Source organism: Streptomyces sp. NPDC107581 (assembly GCF_055657175.1).
In genome coordinates this window covers 154,707-171,899 of record NZ_JBVKBH010000017.1, presented here as the reverse complement: position 1 = coordinate 171,899, position 17,193 = coordinate 154,707, and the positions used below count along the sequence as shown (strand labels likewise).

The window sequence follows — 17,193 nt, the reverse complement described above, 5'->3', positions numbered from 1 at the left end:
CCTTCCGGTCACCGGTCCGACCCTTCGCCCGCGTCAAGGAGCTCGTCGACGAGCCGGCGTGCGTACGCGGCGTCGAGTCCGGCCGGGCGGAAGAGGATGCGGTACATGAACGGGGCGACGACGCGGTCCATGACCGTTTCGAGGCCGGGGGCGTGCTCCTCGCGCTCGGCCGCACGGGCGAGAACGGCGTCGATCTGCTCGGCCGCGTAGGCCGAGCACCGGCCGGCGTTGCTGCCGTCCGGGTCGCCGAGCAGCGCGTCGCGGATGTAGGCGCGGCCGGAGGGGGACATCATCTCGTCGAGGAACTGTCCGGCCCAGGCCGTCAGGTCGGACCGCAGGTCACCGTGGTCCTGAGGTGCCGTGTCGGGCCGCAGCCGCTCCACCGCCACGTCCGACAGCAGCTCCTGCAGATCGCCCCAGCGACGGTAGATCGTCGACGGGGTGACTCCGGCGCGCTGGGCGACCAGCGGCACCGTCAGCGCGTCGCGGCCCAGCTCCGACAGGAGTTCGCGGACAGCGGTGTGCACCGACGCCTGGACCCGGGCGCTGCGCCCGCCGGGGCGCACCATCTGCTTACGGCTCATGGAGCCAGCTTAAAGCACAATCATTGCGTTTAGGTGGTGTCCATCCTGAGGGGTGGCTCCATCTGCCAGGTCGCCCGGGCGTGCCGCGCCCGTCCGCGGGCGTGACCGACCTGCAGGAGCTGTGTGATCGGCGGTGGCCGCGACGGTGGTGCGGCGGTCGGACGGTGCAGCCCTCGGCGCCAAAAGCTAATGGTTTGCTTTAGCTGATCACAGGTTCTATGGTGGCTTAAAGCAAACGCGTTGCTTTTGCTGGGGAGGGCTTCCATCGTCGGCGCCACCATGTCCGACGCACCCGCGCACCGCTCCCTCCGGGCGGCCCGCCCCGCCGGCGACCTCCGCCGAACAGAGCGGACGACCACCTCCGCTGAACAGACCGAAGGAGACCACCGACCGTGCAGACCTCCCCCGTCACGCCCGTCAGCCCCATCCCCTCCTGGGCCGTGGGCGACGTCACCGTCCACCGTATCGACGAGGTACGTCTGTCGCCCGCGACGGGAGCGTGGCTGCTGCCCGACGCCACTCCCGAGGTGGTGACCGGCCAGGACTGGCTGCACCCGGACTTCGCCGACCGCGAGGGCGTCCTGCACCTCGACAGCCACAGCTTCGCGTTCGTCGTGGACGGCCTGCGCGTCCTGGTCGACACCGGCATCGGCAACGGAAAGGAACGGGCCAACCCGGCCTGGCACAACCTGCGGACCGACTTCCCGGAGCGTCTTGCCGCGGCAGGCTTCGCCCCCGACTCCGTCGACCTGGTGATCCTCACCCACCTGCACGCCGACCACGTCGGCTGGAACACGCAAGAGGTGAACGGCGAGTGGGTCCCCACCTTCCCCGACGCCCGCTACCTCACCTCCCGCACCGAGCGCGAGTTCTGGGCCGCGTACGACATGGATGAGGCGCGCAGGCAGATGTTCCGCGACTCCGTGATCCCGGTCGAGCAGGCGGGTCTGCTGGACACCGTCGACGTCCCGGCCGGGGGCGTCGAGATCGCCCCCGGCCTGCGCCTGAGGCCCACGCCCGGGCACACCCCGGGCCATGTCGCCGTCGAGCTGACCAGCCGGGGTCGGACGGCGCTGATCACCGGCGACTGCATCCACCATCCGGTCCAGCTCGCCCACCCCGCCATCGGCGCCTGCGTCGACATCGATCCGCAGCAGTCCGAGGCCTCGCGCCGCAGCCTGCTCGGCTCGCTGGCCGACACGGACACCCTCGTCCTCGGCACCCACTTCGCGCCGCCCACCGCAGGCCGCGTGATCACGCACGGGGACGCCTACCGGCTGCTCCCCGTACCGGCGGCCTGACAGTCCGTCCCTCCCGACCCGAGCCGGTGCGGAGCCCTCCCGCCCTCAGGGCGTGCGTGCGGTGGGCGCCACGGAGGCTCAGGCCGTGCGTGCGGTGGGCGCTCAGGTCGTGCGTGCGGCGGGCGCCCCGGACGCCTTGCGCGCGGGCCCGCCGGGACGGGCGTCGTCGGCGAGGGTGCGCAGCAGGACGAGGGCGTCGGCGCTGGGGGTGCCGGGTTCGGCGGAGTAGACCAGCAGCCGTTGGCCGGGAGCGCTGGCGACGGTGAACGACTCGTAGTGCAGGTACATCTCGCCGACCTGCGGGTGCCACAGCGGCTTGTCGTCGCTGGTGCAGGGGCGTACGTCGTACCGGGCCCAGAGGTCGGCGAAGGCCGGGCTGCGCAGGGAGAGTTCACCGATGACCTGGGCGATGCGCGGGTCGTCGGGGTAAGGGGCGGCCTGCGCACGCAGGTTGCTGACCACGCCGCGGGCGGCACGCTCCCAGTCCTGGTAGAACCGGCGGCCGGCCGGGTCGAGGAACAGCATCCGCAGCTGGTTGTCCATCCGGGCGAAGTCGCTGAACAGCTGTCGCCCCGTCGGGTTCGCGGCCAGGATGTCCAGCGCGGGACCGACGATGCAGGCCGGCAGATCCAGGAAGTGGTTCATCAGCCGCAGCAGTTCGGGACTGACGGTGGTCACCGGTGCGGCACCGGTTCGCGGCCCGGGCTGAGCGAGCTGGAACAGGTGCGCGGCGGCGGTGTCGTCGAGACGCAGGGCGCGGGCGACCGCACCGAGCACCTGTTCCGAGGGATGCCGTTCTCGCCCCTGTTCGAGTCGGGTGTAGTAGTCGGTGCTGACCCCGGCGAGCAGCGCGACCTCCTCCCGGCGCAGGCCCTTGACCCGGCGCGAGGTGTGCGACGGCAGGCCCGCCTCCTCGGGCGGGACCAGATCGCGACGGGCGCGCAGGAAGTCGCCGAGCTCGTTTCCCCTCGTCATGTCTGCAACCGTACCGCCGGGCGGCCCCGGCAGCCTGGGTGTGCCGCACCCTGGCCGGGAGGGGGTGCAGCACACCCTTCTCCGCCCGCCGCCGCCTTCCTAGCGTTGCTGCCGGAACCTCGTAAGGAAGGCGTGAACCCATGCGTCAACTGGTGAGTGCGCCCGATGCGGCCGCACCACAGCGGATGAAACCCGCAGTGACCCTGGTCATGGCGGTGGCCTGCGGACTGACCGTGGCCAATCTCTACTACGCGCAGCCGCTGCTCGAACTCGTCGCCCGCTCCTTCGGCGTCGGCCAGGGCACGGCCACCACGGTGGTGACGCTGACCCAGGCCGGCTACGCCCTGGGTCTGCTGTTCCTGTTGCCGCTCGGCGATCTGGTCGAGAACCGGCGACTGACGACGCGGATGCTGCTCGTGACGGCGACGGCACTGCTGCTGGCCGCCGTGAGCCCCGTGTTCGGGATGTTCCTCGCCGTCTCGGTGCTGGTGGGGACGACCTCCGTGGTCGCGCAGATACTGGTGCCGCTGGCGGCCCACCTGGCCCCGCCCGAGCGGCGCGGCAAGACCGTCGGCCAGGTGATGAGCGGTCTGCTGACCGGCATCCTGCTCGCCCGGACGGTGGCGAGCCTGGTCGCCGACCTGCTGGGCTGGCGGGCGATCTATGTGATCTCCGCGGTCCTGATGCTCGCCCTCGCCGTCGTCCTGCGCCGGATGCTGCCGCGGCGCGCACCGGAGCACACGACCGGCTACCGCACACTGCTGGCGAGCCTGGGCGAGCTGGTGCGGCACGAGCCCGTGCTGCGCCGCCGGGCCCTGTGCCAGGCGAGCATGTTCGGGGCGTTCACCACATTCTGGACGGCCATTGCCTACGAGTTGATCGACGAACACCACTTCGGCCAGGTCGGCATCGCCCTCTTTGCGCTGGTCGGAGCGGCCGGGGCGGCCGCCGCGCCGATCGCCGGCCGGATCGCCGACCGCGGCCACGGCCGTGGCGCCAGCGGAGCCGCGCTGCTGCTCGCCGCGTCGGCGTTCCTGCTCGCCGCCCTGGGGCACGGCAGCGTGCCGCTGCTGGTCCTGGCCGCGGTGCTGCTGGACTTCGCCGTGCAGTGCCACCAGGTGCTGAGCCAGCACGAGATCTACGCACTGCGCGGCGACGCCCGCGCCCGCATCAACACCGTCTTCATGACCACGGTCTTCACCGGCGGAGCCGTCTCCTCCGCCGTGACCGGGGCGCTGCACGCCGCCTACGGCTGGACCGGCGTCTGTGCCTTCGGCGCGGCGCTGCCGCTGGCCGGACTGCTGGTGTGGGTCTACGGCCGGTGGGTGACCGCCCGCACCCGGGCCCGGGCGGACGCCGCGCGGGCCGCCGAGGCCGGCCGCACGGCGGAGGCCGTGTGAACCGCGCCCGCCGGACCCGTAGGCCGCCCTCGTCCCCCCGTACCGCAGGGCAGCGGCACAACCTCACCCTGGCCTGCCCGCCACCTGTACTGGAGCACACATGAGCAAGATCTGGTTCATCACCGGTGCCGCAAGGGGCTTCGGCTGCGAGTGGGCCATCGCCGCCCTCGAACGCGGCGACCGAGTGGCCGTAACGGCTCGCGACACGGCGGATCTCGCCGACCTCGTCAGGGTCTACGGCGACCTCGTCCTCGCGCTGCGGCTCGACGTCACCGACCGCGCCGCAGTCTTCGAGGCCGTGCGCGCGGCCCGGGACCACTTCGGCCGGCTCGACATCGTCGTCAACAACGCCGGCTACGGACAGTTCGGCATGATCGAGGAGATGAGCGAGCGCGAGGCCCGCAGACAGCTGGACACCAACCTGTTCGGCGCGCTCTGGGTGACGCAGGCCGCGCTGCCCCTCCTGCGCGAGCAGGGCTCGGGGCACATCCTGCAGGTCAGCTCGATCAGCGGCGTCTGCGCCTTCCCCAACTCCGGCATGTACGCGGCCTCGAAATGGGCCCTGGAGGGCCTCAGTCAGTCACTCGCCCAAGAGGTCGCGCCGTTCGGCATCAAGGTCACGCTGATCGAACCGGCCGCCTACGCCACCGACTTCGGCGGGCCGTCCGCCAGGACCGCGACCCCGAACTCCGCGTACGCCGAGCTCCTGATGCACGTCCAGCGGGCCAGGCGGCAGCGGCACGGAACGCTCGGCGACCCGGCCGCCACCCGTGCCGCCGTGCTCCGGCTCGTCGACGCGGACGAGCCGCCGCTGCGGATCTTCTTCGGCGACGGACCACTGGCCACCGCGACCGCCGAGTACCGGACGCGGCTGGAGACCTGGCGCACCTGGGAGCCGCTCTCCATCGAGGCCCACGGCAAGAGCATCGAGGCTCACGGCAAGGGCGTCGAGGCCCACGGCTAGAGCATCGAGGCCTGAGGCAAGAGCTGAGAACACTCACCGGCCCCGCCCTGCGGGATGCCGTCCGAACCAGGTGCCAGGGCGGGCGTCGGCCATGCCCCACCGGCGTCCGACCGGCCACCTGACCTCATCATTCCCCGCGCCTCTTCGGGCGCGGGACGAGCTGGGAGAACCCCGTGCAACCCATCAGCAGGATCCCGATCCTCGCCGCAGCAGTGACCGCCGTTCTCGCGGGCTGCGCCGTACCGGCGTCGGCAGCGACTTCGCCGCTCGTCGACGTACGGACGGTGCGGCACCTCGATTTGGCGGCCGGCAGCCAGCCCGAGAACCTCACGATCGAGGCCGACGGCTCCATCGACCTGACCATGTCCTTCGCCCACCGGATCGACCGGCTCACACCGGACGGCAGGCTGGAGGTGCTGGCCACCCTGCCCGCCCCGCCGGACGGGACCAGCGCGCCGCTCACCGGCCGTGCCTTCGCCGGCGGCATCGTCCGGCTCGCGGACGGCACCCTGTACGTCCTCTACTCGGCGGGCACCGACGACCTCACCGGCCTGTGGAGGATCCCGCCGGGCGGCAGCCCGAGCCGGGTGGCAGCCATGCCGGCCGGCAGTGTCCCCAACGGCCTCGCCCTGCACCACGGATACCTCTACGCGAGCGACTCCGCACTCGGCGCCATCTGGCGCATACCGCTCGCCGGCGGAGCGGCGGCGATCTGGAAGAAGGCACCCGAACTCGCCGCCGGACCGGGTGCGTTCGGTGCCAACGGACTGAAGATCCACGACAACGCCGTGTGGATCACCAACATGGATCACGGAACGCTGCTCAGCGTCCCGATCGGCCGCCACGGCGCGCCCGGACCGGTCCGCACCGTCGCCACCGGCCTGGGCACGGTCGACGACTTCGCCTTCACCGGCGAAGGGGACGGCGTCCTGGTCGCCGACAACCAGGCCTGCAGAGTCGAACTCGTCCGCTCCGACGGCTCGCACACCGTGGTCCTCACCGCTGCCGACGGGCTGCAGAACCCCACCTCCCTCGCGCGCCGCGGCGACACCGTGTACATCGCCGACGCCGCCTACTTCACCACCACCGATCCGAACCTGCTCTCCGCCCGGATCCTCCGCCTGCACTGAGGCACAGCCTTCCTTCCGGCGGAACCGACGAAATCCAGGAAGCCGACGAAATCCAGGATGCCGAAGACGTCCAGGAAGCCGAAGACGTCCAGGAAGCCGAAGACGTCCAGGAAGCCGAAGACGTCCAGCAAGCCTGTTCGCGTGGGTGGCCGCCCTTGTGCACCTAGCGCGGTCGCAGGTCCACGATCCGGCGGATCTTGCCCACGGACCGCTCCAGCGTCTCCGGGTCCACGATCTCCACGTCCACGGACACGCCGGCGCCGTCCTTCACGGCCGCGGTGATGGACAGGGCCGCCGCCTCCCGTACCTCGGGCGTGGCGCCGGGGCGGGCCTCGGCGCGCACGGTGAGCGAATCGAGGCGGCCCTCCCGGGTGAGGCGCAGCTGGAAGTGCGGAGCCACACCGGGGGTACGCAGCACGATCTCCTCGATCTGGGTCGGGAACAGGTTGACCCCGCGCAGGATCACCATGTCGTCACTGCGCCCGGTGACCTTCTCCATCCGCCGGAACACGCGGGCCGTGCCGGGCAGCAGCCGGGTCAGGTCCCGCGTCCGGTACCGGACGATCGGCATGGCCTCCTTGGTGAGGGAGGTGAACACCAGCTCGCCCCGCTCGCCCTCCGGCAGCACCTCGCCGGTGACCGGGTCGACCACCTCGGGATAGAAGTGGTCCTCCCACACATGCAGGCCGTCCTTGGTCTCGACGCATTCCTGGGCGACCCCCGGGCCGATCACCTCGGACAGTCCGTAGATGTCGACGGCGTCGATCGCGAACCGCTCCTCGATCTCGCGGCGCATCTGCTCGGTCCAGGGCTCGGCGCCGAAGATGCCGACCCGTAGCGAGGTGCCGCGCGGATCCACATCCTGCCGTTCGAACTCGTCCAGCAGCGTCAGCATGTACGACGGCGTGACCATGATGACGCCGGGTTCGAGATCCCGGATCAGCTGGACCTGGCGGGCCGTCATGCCGCCGGACGCCGGGACGACCGTACAGCCCAGGCGTTCGGCGCCGTAGTGGGCGCCCAGGCCCCCGGTGAACAGTCCATAGCCGTAGGCCACGTGCACGGTGTCGCCGGGCCTGCCGCCCGCCGCCCGGATCGACCGCGCCACCATGTCGGCCCACACCGAGAGGTCGTTGTCCGTATAGCCGACCACCGTGGGCAGGCCCGTGGTGCCGCTGGAGGCGTGGAGGCGGCGGATGCGCTCGCGGGGCACGGCGAACATGCCGTAGGGGTAGTGCTCGCGGAGGTCGCTCTTGGTGGTGAACGGGAAGTGCACCAGGTCGGCGAGCGAACGGCAGTCCTCCGGGCGGACGCCGGCCTTGTCGAAGGAGTCCCGGTAGAAGGGCACGTGGTCGTAGGCATGCCGCAGCGAGGCACGCAGCCGTTCCAGCTGGAGCGCCCGCAGCTCCGCGGCCCCGAGCCGCTCGCCCGCGTCGAGCATGTCCGTCGCATCCGTCATCGGGACGTCTCCCTCACCACCGAGCATTCCGGACGACCGATCATTCGGTCGATCTGTTCGGGGCCAGTAATTCAGGCCGTCCGGTTCCAGGCAAGGGATGTGCGCGGATTTTCACGGCCGGACCTGGGACGCAAGGGGCGTACGGGGCAGGAGTACGGCATCTCCAGGCGTCGGAAGCCCCGGCCCCGTCCCCGTCCCCGCTCCCTGCGAGGTCAAGTGCCGCACAGACGCGCCGTCTCCGCGTCGCAGGGGATGCTGCCCCGCTTGCTCAGCACATCCGCACCGTCCCGCGTGGACAGAAACGCGAGGAAGGAGGCGGCCGGGCTGTCCTGCGGCAGACCGGGGAAGGTGTAGGCGTACTCGACGGCCCAGAACGGATATGTGCCGCTCTCGATCGCGGCGCGGTCGGGCTCCACCCCGTCGATCCTGATGGATACGGCATCGCCCTGCGGGTCCGAACCGTTGAGGCCCTCCTCGACGTAACCGATGGCACCGGGAACATGCCGGACCTTGTCCAGCACCTCGGCGGCGGAGTCCGTCTCGCAGCGGAGCGCCTCGGCGTGGGGGTCGGTCCGGGTGAGGCAGTCGGTGGAGGACGCGGGAGGTTCGCCCAGGCCGTCGAGCACCGTTCGCTGGAAGACCGACCGGGTCGCCGAGTCGGCGGCCCGGCTGACGATCCGGATCGGCAGCTCCTTCCCTCCGGCCGACGCCCAGTTGCTCAAGTCGCCGCGGTAGATCGCCCGCAACTGCGCCGTGGTCAGCGAGGTGACACCCACCTCACGGTTGACCACGACGTGGAAGGCGCGGACCGCAACGGGCCGGCGCTGCAGAGCCGTGGAATCCGTGTCCCCGCCGGGTCCCTCCGTGAACGCCACCAGGGTGCCGTTGGGCTTCGCGGACTTCAGGGCTTCCAGACCCGCCGTCGAGCCTGCCATCCGGAAGTGGAAGTCCAGCGCGCGGCAGTGCTGTCGGTAGGCGTCGGCGGCGGCTTGCAGCGACGGCTGGAACGAGGCGTCGCCGACGACGCCGAGCGTGCCCTGGGCGCAGACGACCGGAGTGGCGCCCTCGGGGGGCTGTGCCGCCTGGTAGGTCACGAGGGAGGAGGCCGTCACGCCCACCAGGAGCGTGGCCAGGCCGCCGACGATCCAGCCGAACCGCAGGTGGCGGGTGGCAGGTGACGCACCGTGCTGCGACACGCCCGGCAGGAGAACCGCCGGATCGAGGTCCCATACGTGTGAGGGGTGCTCCGGTGCCGCGTCCGTGCGGATCGAAGGGGAGCGGGGCGCGGGTGCGGGGAACGGCCGGTCGTGCAACGGGATGCCCAGGATCGCCGCGATCACGCGACGGCCGAGGGGATGCGGTACGGCCCTGCCCACCGGGCGCGGACGGCCGCCGCGGACGCGGCGCAGGCCGAGCGCCGCGGCGACGGCCCGGCGCACGAAGGAGGCGGACGCCGTCACGGGGCCGACTCCCGCGCCGGTGGTGCGTCGGCGGCCGGAGCGGGCGGCTGTGGCGGCTGTGGTGGCTGTGGTATCGACGGGGCCGGCGGGCGCGGTGCTCCGGCGACCGCCTCGTTGACTGCGGGCACCTGACCCAGATGGATCAGCAGGGCCGGTGCCGACACACCGACGGCAATGGCTGCGTAGGCGCCGTTGATCTGCCCCGAAAGTCCGAACACGGAGGCGGCACCGGCCCCCAGCACCATGTGGAACACCCCTGCGGCGATCTCCGGTACCGGGTCGAAGAACTCTCCCAGCCCTGGTCGTGCCGCCGCGTTGAGCCGGCCGGCCGTCGCCGTCGTCGTCGCTGCCCTGAGGTGTTCACGGCGGGCCGTGCGCCAGGCCATGGTCTGGGTGTAGGCGTCGATGAACCCGCGTAGTGACCCGCCCACAGCCCCTAATGACAACAGCGCCATCGAATCCACGGCTCGCCCCCGTCCCGGCCCGTGTGAGTCCTTCAGGAGCTTACCGGCAGCCACACATGCAAGAGGGGCCACTTGCGCGATACGCGGCCCGGCCGGCGTTGTCGCGGCTTCGCGAGTCCATCGATCCCGCTCCCCCCGCGAACGCTCGCAGTGCAGGGAGCCGCACCGCGAACGCCCGCCGTGCAAGCAGCCGCGAATCCGCCCGATGCGCAAAGCCGTTGCGGCCGGGGCGGCCGGAACAGGATGATCACCGCATGCCGACCTTCACCACAGCCGACGGCACCAGGCTCGCCCACCACTTCCGGGGTGAGGGCGAGACCCTCGCCGTCCTGCCCGGCGGGCCCATGCGCGCCTCCGCCTACCTCGGCGACCTGGGCGGGCTCACCGCCCGCCGCCGCCTGGCCCTGCTCGACCTCAGGGGCACCGGGGACTCCGCGGTACCGGCCGACCCGGCGACGTACCGCTGTGACCGGATGGTCGACGACGTGGAGGCGTGGCGCGCCCACATGGGCCTGGACCGCATGGACCTGCTGGCCCACTCGGCGGGCGCCTGCCTGGCGATCCTCTACGCGGCCCGCTACCCCCACCGGGTGCGTCGGCTGGCGTTGATCACTCCCAATCCTTCGGCCCTCGGTATGCGGACGACGCCCGAGGAACGGCTGGCCGCGGCCCGGCTGAGGGCGGACGAGCCGTGGTTCGCGCAGGCGTTCCCCGGGTTCGAGGCGTGGCTCACGGGCCGCGGCGACTTCGACGAGGTCTTCATGCCGTTCTTCTACGGCCGCTGGGACGACGCCGCGCGCACCCATGACGGGGCCGCCGAGGAGCAGACCAACGACGAGGCCGGCGACCGGTACTTCGGTGAGGGTGCCTTCACCCCGGACGCCACCCGTGCCGCGCTCGCCGCCCTGACCGCCCCGGTCCTGGTGTACGCGGGCGGAGCCGACGGCGGCCCGGACCCCGCCCTCGCCCGGCGCGCGGCCGGGGCTTTTCCGGTCGCCGAGTTCACCGTCCAGCCCGGCGCCGGCCACTATCCCTGGCTGGACGACGCGGAGTGGTTCGCCGACCGTGTCACCGCGTTTCTCGACGGGAGCGGGGCGGCGGCCGTGCCGCCGGCTGAATAGGGTGCGGGCCATCCGCGGTGCATGAGGCACGGCCGGAGAGTTCCTTGCCGCCGTGGCGTGGTTCCTCGGCCGAGGGCCCGGCTGGACGAAGGGGGGCGACGGGGGGCGAAGGGGGGGCCGACGACGCGGCCGGCGGCTCACCGGTCCGCGGCCACCGCCACCTCCCGTGCCCACCGGTAGTCCGCCTTGCCGCTCGGGGAGCGCTGGATGGAGTCCGTGATCACCAGTTGGCGCGGGACCTTGTAACCGGCGAGCCGGGTGCGGCAGTGGTCCTGGATGTCGGTCAGCGACGGCCGTCGTGCGCCCGCGCGCAGTTGTACCACGGCCGCCACGTGGTTGCCCCAGGTGGCGTCCGGGACCCCGGCGACCAGTGCGTCGTAGACGTCCGGATGGGCCTTGAGCGCCTGCTCGACCTCCTCCGGGTACACCTTCTCGCCCCCGGTGTTGATGCACTGCGAGCCCCGGCCGAGGACGGTGACCACACCCTCCTCGTCCACCGTCGCCATGTCGCCGAGCAGCACCCAGCGCACCCCGTCCTTCTCGAAGAACGTCTCGGCGGTCTTGCGGACGTCGTTGTAGTAGCCGAGCGGCACATGGCCGCACTGGGCGACCCGGCCGATCTCGCCCGCCGCGACCAGCTCGTGGGTCGCCGGATCCACCACCTGGGTACGGGTGTTGACCCGGATGCGGAAACCCCGCTCGGGGCCCGAGTCGTCCGTGGCCGTTCCGTTGAAGCCCGACTCGGAGGAACCGAAGTTGTTCAGCAGCAGGGCGTTCGGGACCAGCTCCCGGAACTGCCGGCGCACGGTCTCCGACATGATCGCACCCGACGAGGACACGCTGAACAGCGCCGAGCAGTCCGTCCCCTTCATCGGTCCGTTGAGGGCGTCGATCAGCGGCCGGAGCATCGCGTCCCCGACCAGCGACATGCTGGTCACCTTCTCCTTCTCGACGGTGCGCAGCACCTCCTCCGGCACGAACTTGCGGTGCAGCACGACCCGCTGGCCGAAGTTGAAGCCGATGAAGGCGGTCAGGGTGGAGGTGCCGTGCATCAGCGGGGGAGTGGGGAAGAAGGTGATCCCCGACCCGCCGGCCGCGACCCGCTCGGCCAGCTCCTGCGGCGTCTTCACCGGCTCGCCCGTCGGCGCCCCGCCGCCCAGACCCGCGAAGAACAGGTCCTCCTGGCGCCACATCACCCCCTTGGGCATGCCGGTCGTGCCGCCGGTGTAGACGATGAACTGGTCGTCGCCCGACCGGGCCGGGAAACCCCGCCCGGGCGAACCCGACGCCTCGGCCTCTGCGAACGCCACGGCGCCGGGTACCTCGGCCGGCCCGCCCACCCGCAGCAGGTGCCGCAGCTCCGGCGCGCGGGGCAGCGCCGCCGCCACCCGGTCGCCGAACTCCGCGTCGAAGACGAGCGCGGCCAGGTCGGCGTCCTGGTAGAGGTACGCCAACTCATCTTCCACATAGCGGTAGTTGACGTTGACCGGAACGACCCGCGCCTTGAGGCAGCCGAGGACCGTCTGCAGGTATTCGACACCGTTGTACAGGTGGAGACCCAGGTGTTCCCCGGGCCGTATCCCGCTGTCGATCAGGTGGTGGGCGATGCGGTTGGCGGCCGCGTCCAGCTCCGCGTAGGTCAGGCGCCGTTCCGCGCCGGTGCCGGGATGGTCGAGGTACACCAGGGCCTCGCGGTCCGGTACCACGTCGACGACCGACTCGAACAGATCGGCAAGATTGAACTCCACCGCTCCTCCTGACCTCCGACGGCCTGGCGATCCACCGGTTCGCCGGTCATCAGAGCAAAGGGCGCGGCAACTGTGAAGGGTCCGCGCAAGGAAATCTGACTGTCTGTCAGAAAACCCTTGAAGTGCCTCCCCGCCTCCTGCAACCTGTTCTCGTTCTTACCGAGGGGAGATGGGCAATGGGTGGGACGGAACACCTCACCGTGCAGCGCGAAGGCGCCACTCTGGTGCTCACGCTCAACAGGCCCGAAGCGAAGAACGCTCTCTCGCTTCCCATGCTCGTCGGCCTGTACGACGGCTGGACCGAGGCCGACGAGGACGACACGATCCGCTCGATCGTGCTCACCGGGGCCGGCGGCACCTTCTGCGCCGGAATGGACCTCAAGGCGCTGGCCGGCGACGGCATGGCGGGGCAGCACTACCGCGACCGGCTCAAGGCCGACCCCGATCTGCACTGGAAGGCCATGCTCCGCCACCACCGGCCGCGCAAACCGGTGATCGCCGCGGTCGAGGGACACTGCGTGGCCGGGGGCACCGAGATCCTCCAGGGCACCGACATCCGGGTCGCGGGCGCATCCGCGACCTTCGGCCTGTTCGAGGTCAGGCGCGGCCTGTTCCCGATCGGCGGCTCGACCGTACGGCTGCAGCGGCAGATCCCGCGCACCCACGCCCTGGAGATGCTGCTCACCGGGCGGCCGTACAGCGCAGGGGAAGCCGCCGCCATCGGGCTGATCGGACACGTCGTCGCCGACGGCACCGCACTCGCCCGGGCCCTGGAGATCGCCGAGCAGGTCAACGCCTGCGGACCGCTCGCCGTGGAGGCCGTCAAGGCATCGGTGTACGAGAGCGCCGAGATGACCGAGACCGACGGACTGGCCGCCGAACTCGCCCGCGGCTGGCCGGTCTTCGACACCGCCGACGCCAAGGAGGGCGCCCGCGCCTTCGCGGAGAAGCGGCCCCCCGTCTACAAGCGCGCGTGACCCTCCGGGCGACAGAAGGAGAAAAACCCGATGCCCGAAGTCCTCAAAGCCCCACTCGTGGTCGAGTTCCCCTTCACCCGGTCCCTCGGCCCCGTCCAGAGCGCCTTCCTCACCGGACTGCGCGAACGCCTGGTCCTCGGGGTGAAGACCACCGACGGCCGCACCCTGGTGCCGCCCGTGGAGTACGACCCCGTCACCGCCGAGGAGATACGCGACCTCGTGCAGGTCGCCCCCACCGGCACGGTCACCACCTGGGCCTGGAACCACGAGCCCCGCCGCGGCCAGCCCCTCGCCACCCCCTTCGCCTGGGTCCTGGTCCGCCTCGACGGCGCCGACACCGCCCTGCTGCACGCCCTGGACGCCCCCGGCCCCGAAGCCGTCCGCACCGGCATGCGGGTGCGGATCCGGTGGGCCGAGGAACCCGCCGGTGCCATCACCGACATCGCGTGCTTCGAGCCGTACGACGGCGCACCGGAACAACCGGACGGCCACCCGGGCGAGTTCGAGAACCCGCTCACCGGGATCGTCGCCCCCGCCCGGCTCGACTACACCTACTCGCCCGGCCGCGCGCAGTCCGCCTACATCGGTGCCCTCTCCGCGCAGCGCACCGTCGGCGAGCGCTGCCCCTCCTGCCGCAAGGTGTACGTCCCGCCCAGAGGCGCCTGCCCCACCTGCGGCGTGGCCACATCCGAACAGGTCGAGGTGGGCCCCCGGGGCACGGTGACCACCTACTGCATCGTCAACATCAAGGCCAAGAACCTCGACATAGAAGTGCCCTACGTCTACGCGCACATCGCGCTCGACGGCGCGGACCTCGCCCTGCACGCCCGGATCGGCGGCATCCCCTACGACCAGGTGCGCATGGGCCTGAGGGTCGAGCCGGTGTGGACGCAAGGCGCCCGCTACCCCGATCACTACCGGCCCACCGGCGAACCCGACGCCGACTACGACACCTACAAGGAGCTGCTGTGACAAGGGAGATCGCGGTCGTCGCCTTCGCCCAGACCGACCACCGGCGCTCCACCGAGGAGTCCTCCGAGGTCGAGATGCTCATGCCGGTGCTGCACGAGGTCCTGGACCGGACCGGCCTGAAGACCGCCGACATCGGCTTCACCTGCTCCGGCTCCAGCGACTATCTGGCCGGCCGCGCCTTCTCCTTCACCCTCGCCCTGGACGGCGTCGGCGCCTGGCCGCCGATCTCCGAGTCCCACGTCGAGATGGACGGCGCCTGGGCGCTGTACGAGGCATGGACCAAGCTGCTCACCGGAGACGCCGACACCGCGCTCGTCTACTCCTACGGCAAGTGCTCACCGGGCTCGGTACGGGACGTGCTGACCCGGCAGCTCGACCCGTACTACGTGGCCCCCCTGTGGCCCGACGCCGTGGCCCTGGCCGCCCTCCAGGCCCAGGCCCTCGTCGACGCGGGCGACACCGACGAGCCCGCGCTCGCCGCCGTCGCGTCCCGCAGCAGGGCCGATGCCGCCGCCAACCCTCATGCGCAGCACAAGGGTCCGGTGCCCCAGGGCGACTACGTCGTGCGTCCGCTGCGCACCGGCGACTGCCCGCCCGTCGGCGACGGCGCCGCCGCCGTGATCCTCGCGGCCGGCGAGAGGGCCCGCGAGCTGTGCGAGCGGCCCGCCTGGATCAGGGGCATCGACCACCGCATCGAGGCCCACTCCCTGGGCGTGCGCGACCTCACCGACTCGCCGTCCACCCGGCTGGCCGCCGAGAGGGCCGGTGCCTTCGACCGGCCCGTGGACACCGCCGAGCTGCACGCCCCCTTCACCTCGCAGGAGGTCGTCCTGCGCAAGGCACTCCGGCTCGGCGACGGTGTCCGCGTCAACCCCTCCGGCGGTGCCCTCGCCGCCAACCCGGTGATGGCCGCCGGACTCATCCGCATCGGCGAGGCCGCCGCCCGCATCCACCGCGGCGCGTCCGACCGCGCCCTCGCCCACGCCACCTCAGGGCCCTGCCTGCAGCAGAACATGGTCGCCGTACTCGAAGGGGATCCACGATGAGCAAGGAGCCCGTGGCCGTCGTAGGCATCGGCCAGACCAAGCACGTGGCCGCCCGCCGGGACGTGTCGATCGCCGGACTCGTCCGAGAGGCGGCCCTGCGCGCCCTGGAGGACGCGGAGTTGACCTGGGCCGACATCGATGCCGTCGTCATCGGCAAGGCGCCCGACTTCTTCGAGGGCGTGATGATGCCCGAGCTGTACCTCGCCGACGCCCTCGGTGCCGTGGGCAAGCCCATGCTCCGGGTGCACACCGCCGGCTCCGTCGGGGGCTCCACCACGCTGGTCGCCGCCAACCTGGTCGCGGCCCGCGTCCACGGCACCGTCCTCACCCTCGCCTTCGAAAAACAGTCCGAATCCAATGCCATGTGGGGCCTGTCCCTGCCGATCCCCTTCCAGCAGCCCCTGCTCGCCGGGGCCGGCGGCTTCTTCGCCCCGCACGTGCGCGCCTACATGCGGCGCAGCGGCGCCCCCGACACCGTCGGCTCCCTCGTCGCTTACAAGGACCGGCGCAACGCTCTGAAGAACCCCTGCGCCCACCTCCACGAGCACGACATCACCCTGGAGAAGGTCCAGGCCTCGCCCATGCTGTGGGACCCGATCCGCTACTCCGAGACCTGCCCGTCCTCCGACGGCGCCTGCGCCATGGTCCTCACCGACCGCGCCGGAGCCGCCCGCGCACCCCGGCCGCCCGCCTGGATGCTCGGCGGCGCCATGCGCAGCGAGCCGACCCTCTTCGCCGGGAAGGACTTCGTCTCCCCGCAGGCCGGCAAGGACTGTGCCGCCGACGTCTACCGCCAGGCGGGCATCGCCGACCCGCGCCGGGACATCGACGCCGTCGAGATGTACGTGCCGTTCTCCTGGTACGAGCCCATGTGGCTGGAGAACCTCGGCTTCGCCGAGCCGGGCGAGGGCTGGAAGCTCACCGAGTCCGGGGTGACCGAGCTGGACGGCGATCTGCCCGTCAACATGTCGGGCGGTGTGCTGTCCACCAACCCCATCGGCGCCTCCGGCATGATCCGCTTCGCCGAGGCCGCCCTCCAAGTCCGCGGCCGGGCCGGGGAACACCAGGTGGACGGAGCCCGGAAGGTGCTCGGGCACGCCTACGGCGGGGGTTCGCAGTTCTTCTCCATGTGGCTCGTGGGATCACAGCCCCCCGGCTCCTGAAAGGTCCTGCTGACACGGCCTGTCCGCGGTCGGAACCGCTCGCTAGGCTGACCGCGGACGACGAACCGGGAGGAGCACGGACGTGGCCGAGACCACCACCCAGCAGAAGCCGCTCGTGGGCTGGGACAAGCCGGAGCTGGACCTCAGCAAGGCCGAGTGGCAGTCCAGCAGCCGAGGGCTGGGCGATGTCCAGATCGCCTTTGTCGAGGGATTCATCGCGATGCGCAACAGCGAGCGGCCGGAGAGCCCTTCCCTGATCTTCACCCCGGCGGAATGGGGCGCCTTCGTCTCCGGGGCACGGGAAGGCGAGTTCGACCTGACCTGAGCGCCCTTCCCTCCGGCCCGCCCGGCATCCCGGGCGGCATCGGGAGCCGATCCGGGGGTGTTGCGAGCGGATTTCCGGACACGCGATCAACAGCGCCCTGCCGG

At 71.7% G+C, this 17,193-nt stretch carries 17 protein-coding genes; 10 read left to right on the top strand and 7 right to left on the bottom strand.

What is annotated here, in order from left to right; all coding sequences use genetic code 11:
- Positions 1-8 precede the first annotated feature (8 nt).
- The gene (locus tag ACZ7P3_RS34680) at positions 9-584 is read right to left on the bottom strand and encodes a TetR/AcrR family transcriptional regulator (RefSeq protein WP_472087789.1); all 576 of its coding nucleotides are present in this window, start codon (positions 582-584) and stop codon (positions 9-11) included.
- A gap of 392 nt (positions 585-976) precedes the next feature.
- Here ACZ7P3_RS34680 and ACZ7P3_RS34675 point away from each other — a divergent pair, with 392 nt between their 5' ends.
- Positions 977-1,885 (top strand): MBL fold metallo-hydrolase, encoded by a 909-nt coding sequence (locus ACZ7P3_RS34675; RefSeq protein WP_472087787.1) that lies wholly within the window; start codon positions 977-979, stop codon positions 1,883-1,885.
- 102 nt (positions 1,886-1,987) lie between these two features.
- Here the strand turns inward: ACZ7P3_RS34675 and ACZ7P3_RS34670 are convergent, their stop codons facing one another.
- On the bottom strand, positions 1,988-2,860 hold the full coding sequence (locus ACZ7P3_RS34670) for a helix-turn-helix transcriptional regulator (protein WP_472087785.1): 873 nt from the start codon (positions 2,858-2,860) through the stop codon (positions 1,988-1,990).
- Between the two features lie 140 nt (positions 2,861-3,000).
- Here ACZ7P3_RS34670 and ACZ7P3_RS34665 point away from each other — a divergent pair, with 140 nt between their 5' ends.
- From ACZ7P3_RS34665 to ACZ7P3_RS34655, 3 genes are all read left to right on the top strand, one after another.
- Positions 3,001-4,260, top strand: a complete 1,260-nt coding sequence (locus tag ACZ7P3_RS34665) for an MFS transporter (protein WP_472087783.1) — start codon at positions 3,001-3,003, stop codon at positions 4,258-4,260.
- Positions 4,261-4,360: 100 nt separating this feature from the next.
- Complete coding sequence (locus ACZ7P3_RS34660; protein ID WP_472087782.1) at positions 4,361-5,224, top strand: SDR family oxidoreductase; 864 nt, start codon at positions 4,361-4,363, stop codon at positions 5,222-5,224.
- A 173-nt stretch (positions 5,225-5,397) separates the two neighbouring features.
- Positions 5,398-6,354 (top strand): NHL repeat-containing protein, encoded by a 957-nt coding sequence (locus ACZ7P3_RS34655; RefSeq protein ID WP_472087781.1) that lies wholly within the window; start codon positions 5,398-5,400, stop codon positions 6,352-6,354.
- Here ACZ7P3_RS34655 and ACZ7P3_RS34650 read toward each other — a convergent pair.
- The 4 genes from ACZ7P3_RS34650 to ACZ7P3_RS34635 form a co-directional block, all read right to left on the bottom strand.
- On the bottom strand, positions 6,297-6,485 hold the full coding sequence (locus tag ACZ7P3_RS34650) for a hypothetical protein (protein ID WP_472087779.1): 189 nt from the start codon (positions 6,483-6,485) through the stop codon (positions 6,297-6,299). The two genes, ACZ7P3_RS34655 and ACZ7P3_RS34650, sit on opposite strands and share 58 nt — an antisense overlap.
- A gap of 32 nt (positions 6,486-6,517) precedes the next feature.
- Entirely contained in the window at positions 6,518-7,813 is a 1,296-nt protein-coding gene (paaK, locus tag ACZ7P3_RS34645) for a phenylacetate--CoA ligase PaaK (RefSeq protein WP_472087777.1), read from the bottom strand.
- A gap of 212 nt (positions 7,814-8,025) precedes the next feature.
- Entirely contained in the window at positions 8,026-9,273 is a 1,248-nt protein-coding gene (locus tag ACZ7P3_RS34640; RefSeq protein ID WP_472087776.1) for a PstS family phosphate ABC transporter substrate-binding protein, read from the bottom strand.
- Positions 9,270-9,737 carry a hypothetical protein gene (locus ACZ7P3_RS34635; RefSeq protein WP_472087775.1) on the bottom strand — a complete coding sequence of 156 codons (468 nt, stop codon included), beginning with the start codon at positions 9,735-9,737 and terminating at the stop codon, positions 9,270-9,272. Before ACZ7P3_RS34635 ends, ACZ7P3_RS34640 begins: the two co-directional genes overlap by 4 nt.
- A 254-nt stretch (positions 9,738-9,991) precedes the next feature.
- Between ACZ7P3_RS34635 and ACZ7P3_RS34630 the strand changes: the two genes are divergently transcribed.
- Entirely contained in the window at positions 9,992-10,858 is an 867-nt protein-coding gene (locus tag ACZ7P3_RS34630) for an alpha/beta fold hydrolase (RefSeq protein WP_472087774.1), read from the top strand.
- Positions 10,859-10,995: 137 nt separating this feature from the next.
- On the opposite strand, the gene ACZ7P3_RS34625 is transcribed toward ACZ7P3_RS34630, so the two are convergent.
- Complete coding sequence (locus ACZ7P3_RS34625) at positions 10,996-12,606, bottom strand: acyl-CoA synthetase (protein WP_472087773.1); 1,611 nt, start codon at positions 12,604-12,606, stop codon at positions 10,996-10,998.
- A 176-nt stretch (positions 12,607-12,782) separates the two neighbouring features.
- Between ACZ7P3_RS34625 and ACZ7P3_RS34620 the strand changes: the two genes are divergently transcribed.
- The 5 genes from ACZ7P3_RS34620 to ACZ7P3_RS34600 all read left to right on the top strand — a co-directional run bounded on the left by ACZ7P3_RS34620 (position 12,783) and on the right by ACZ7P3_RS34600 (position 17,089).
- The gene (locus ACZ7P3_RS34620; RefSeq protein ID WP_472087771.1) at positions 12,783-13,583 is read left to right on the top strand and encodes a crotonase/enoyl-CoA hydratase family protein; all 801 of its coding nucleotides are present in this window, start codon (positions 12,783-12,785) and stop codon (positions 13,581-13,583) included.
- Positions 13,584-13,613: 30 nt separating this feature from the next.
- Complete coding sequence (locus ACZ7P3_RS34615; protein ID WP_472087769.1) at positions 13,614-14,555, top strand: Zn-ribbon domain-containing OB-fold protein; 942 nt, start codon at positions 13,614-13,616, stop codon at positions 14,553-14,555.
- Positions 14,552-15,601: a thiolase domain-containing protein gene (locus ACZ7P3_RS34610; RefSeq protein ID WP_472087768.1), complete on the top strand. Its 1,050-nt coding sequence runs from the start codon at positions 14,552-14,554 to the stop codon at positions 15,599-15,601. Before ACZ7P3_RS34615 ends, ACZ7P3_RS34610 begins: the two co-directional genes overlap by 4 nt.
- Complete coding sequence (locus ACZ7P3_RS34605; RefSeq protein ID WP_472087766.1) at positions 15,598-16,764, top strand: thiolase domain-containing protein; 1,167 nt, start codon at positions 15,598-15,600, stop codon at positions 16,762-16,764. Before ACZ7P3_RS34610 ends, ACZ7P3_RS34605 begins: the two co-directional genes overlap by 4 nt.
- An 82-nt stretch (positions 16,765-16,846) precedes the next feature.
- Positions 16,847-17,089, top strand: coding sequence for a DUF397 domain-containing protein (locus ACZ7P3_RS34600; protein WP_472087765.1), 243 nt, complete (start codon positions 16,847-16,849; stop codon positions 17,087-17,089).
- Positions 17,090-17,193: the final 104 nt, after the last annotated feature.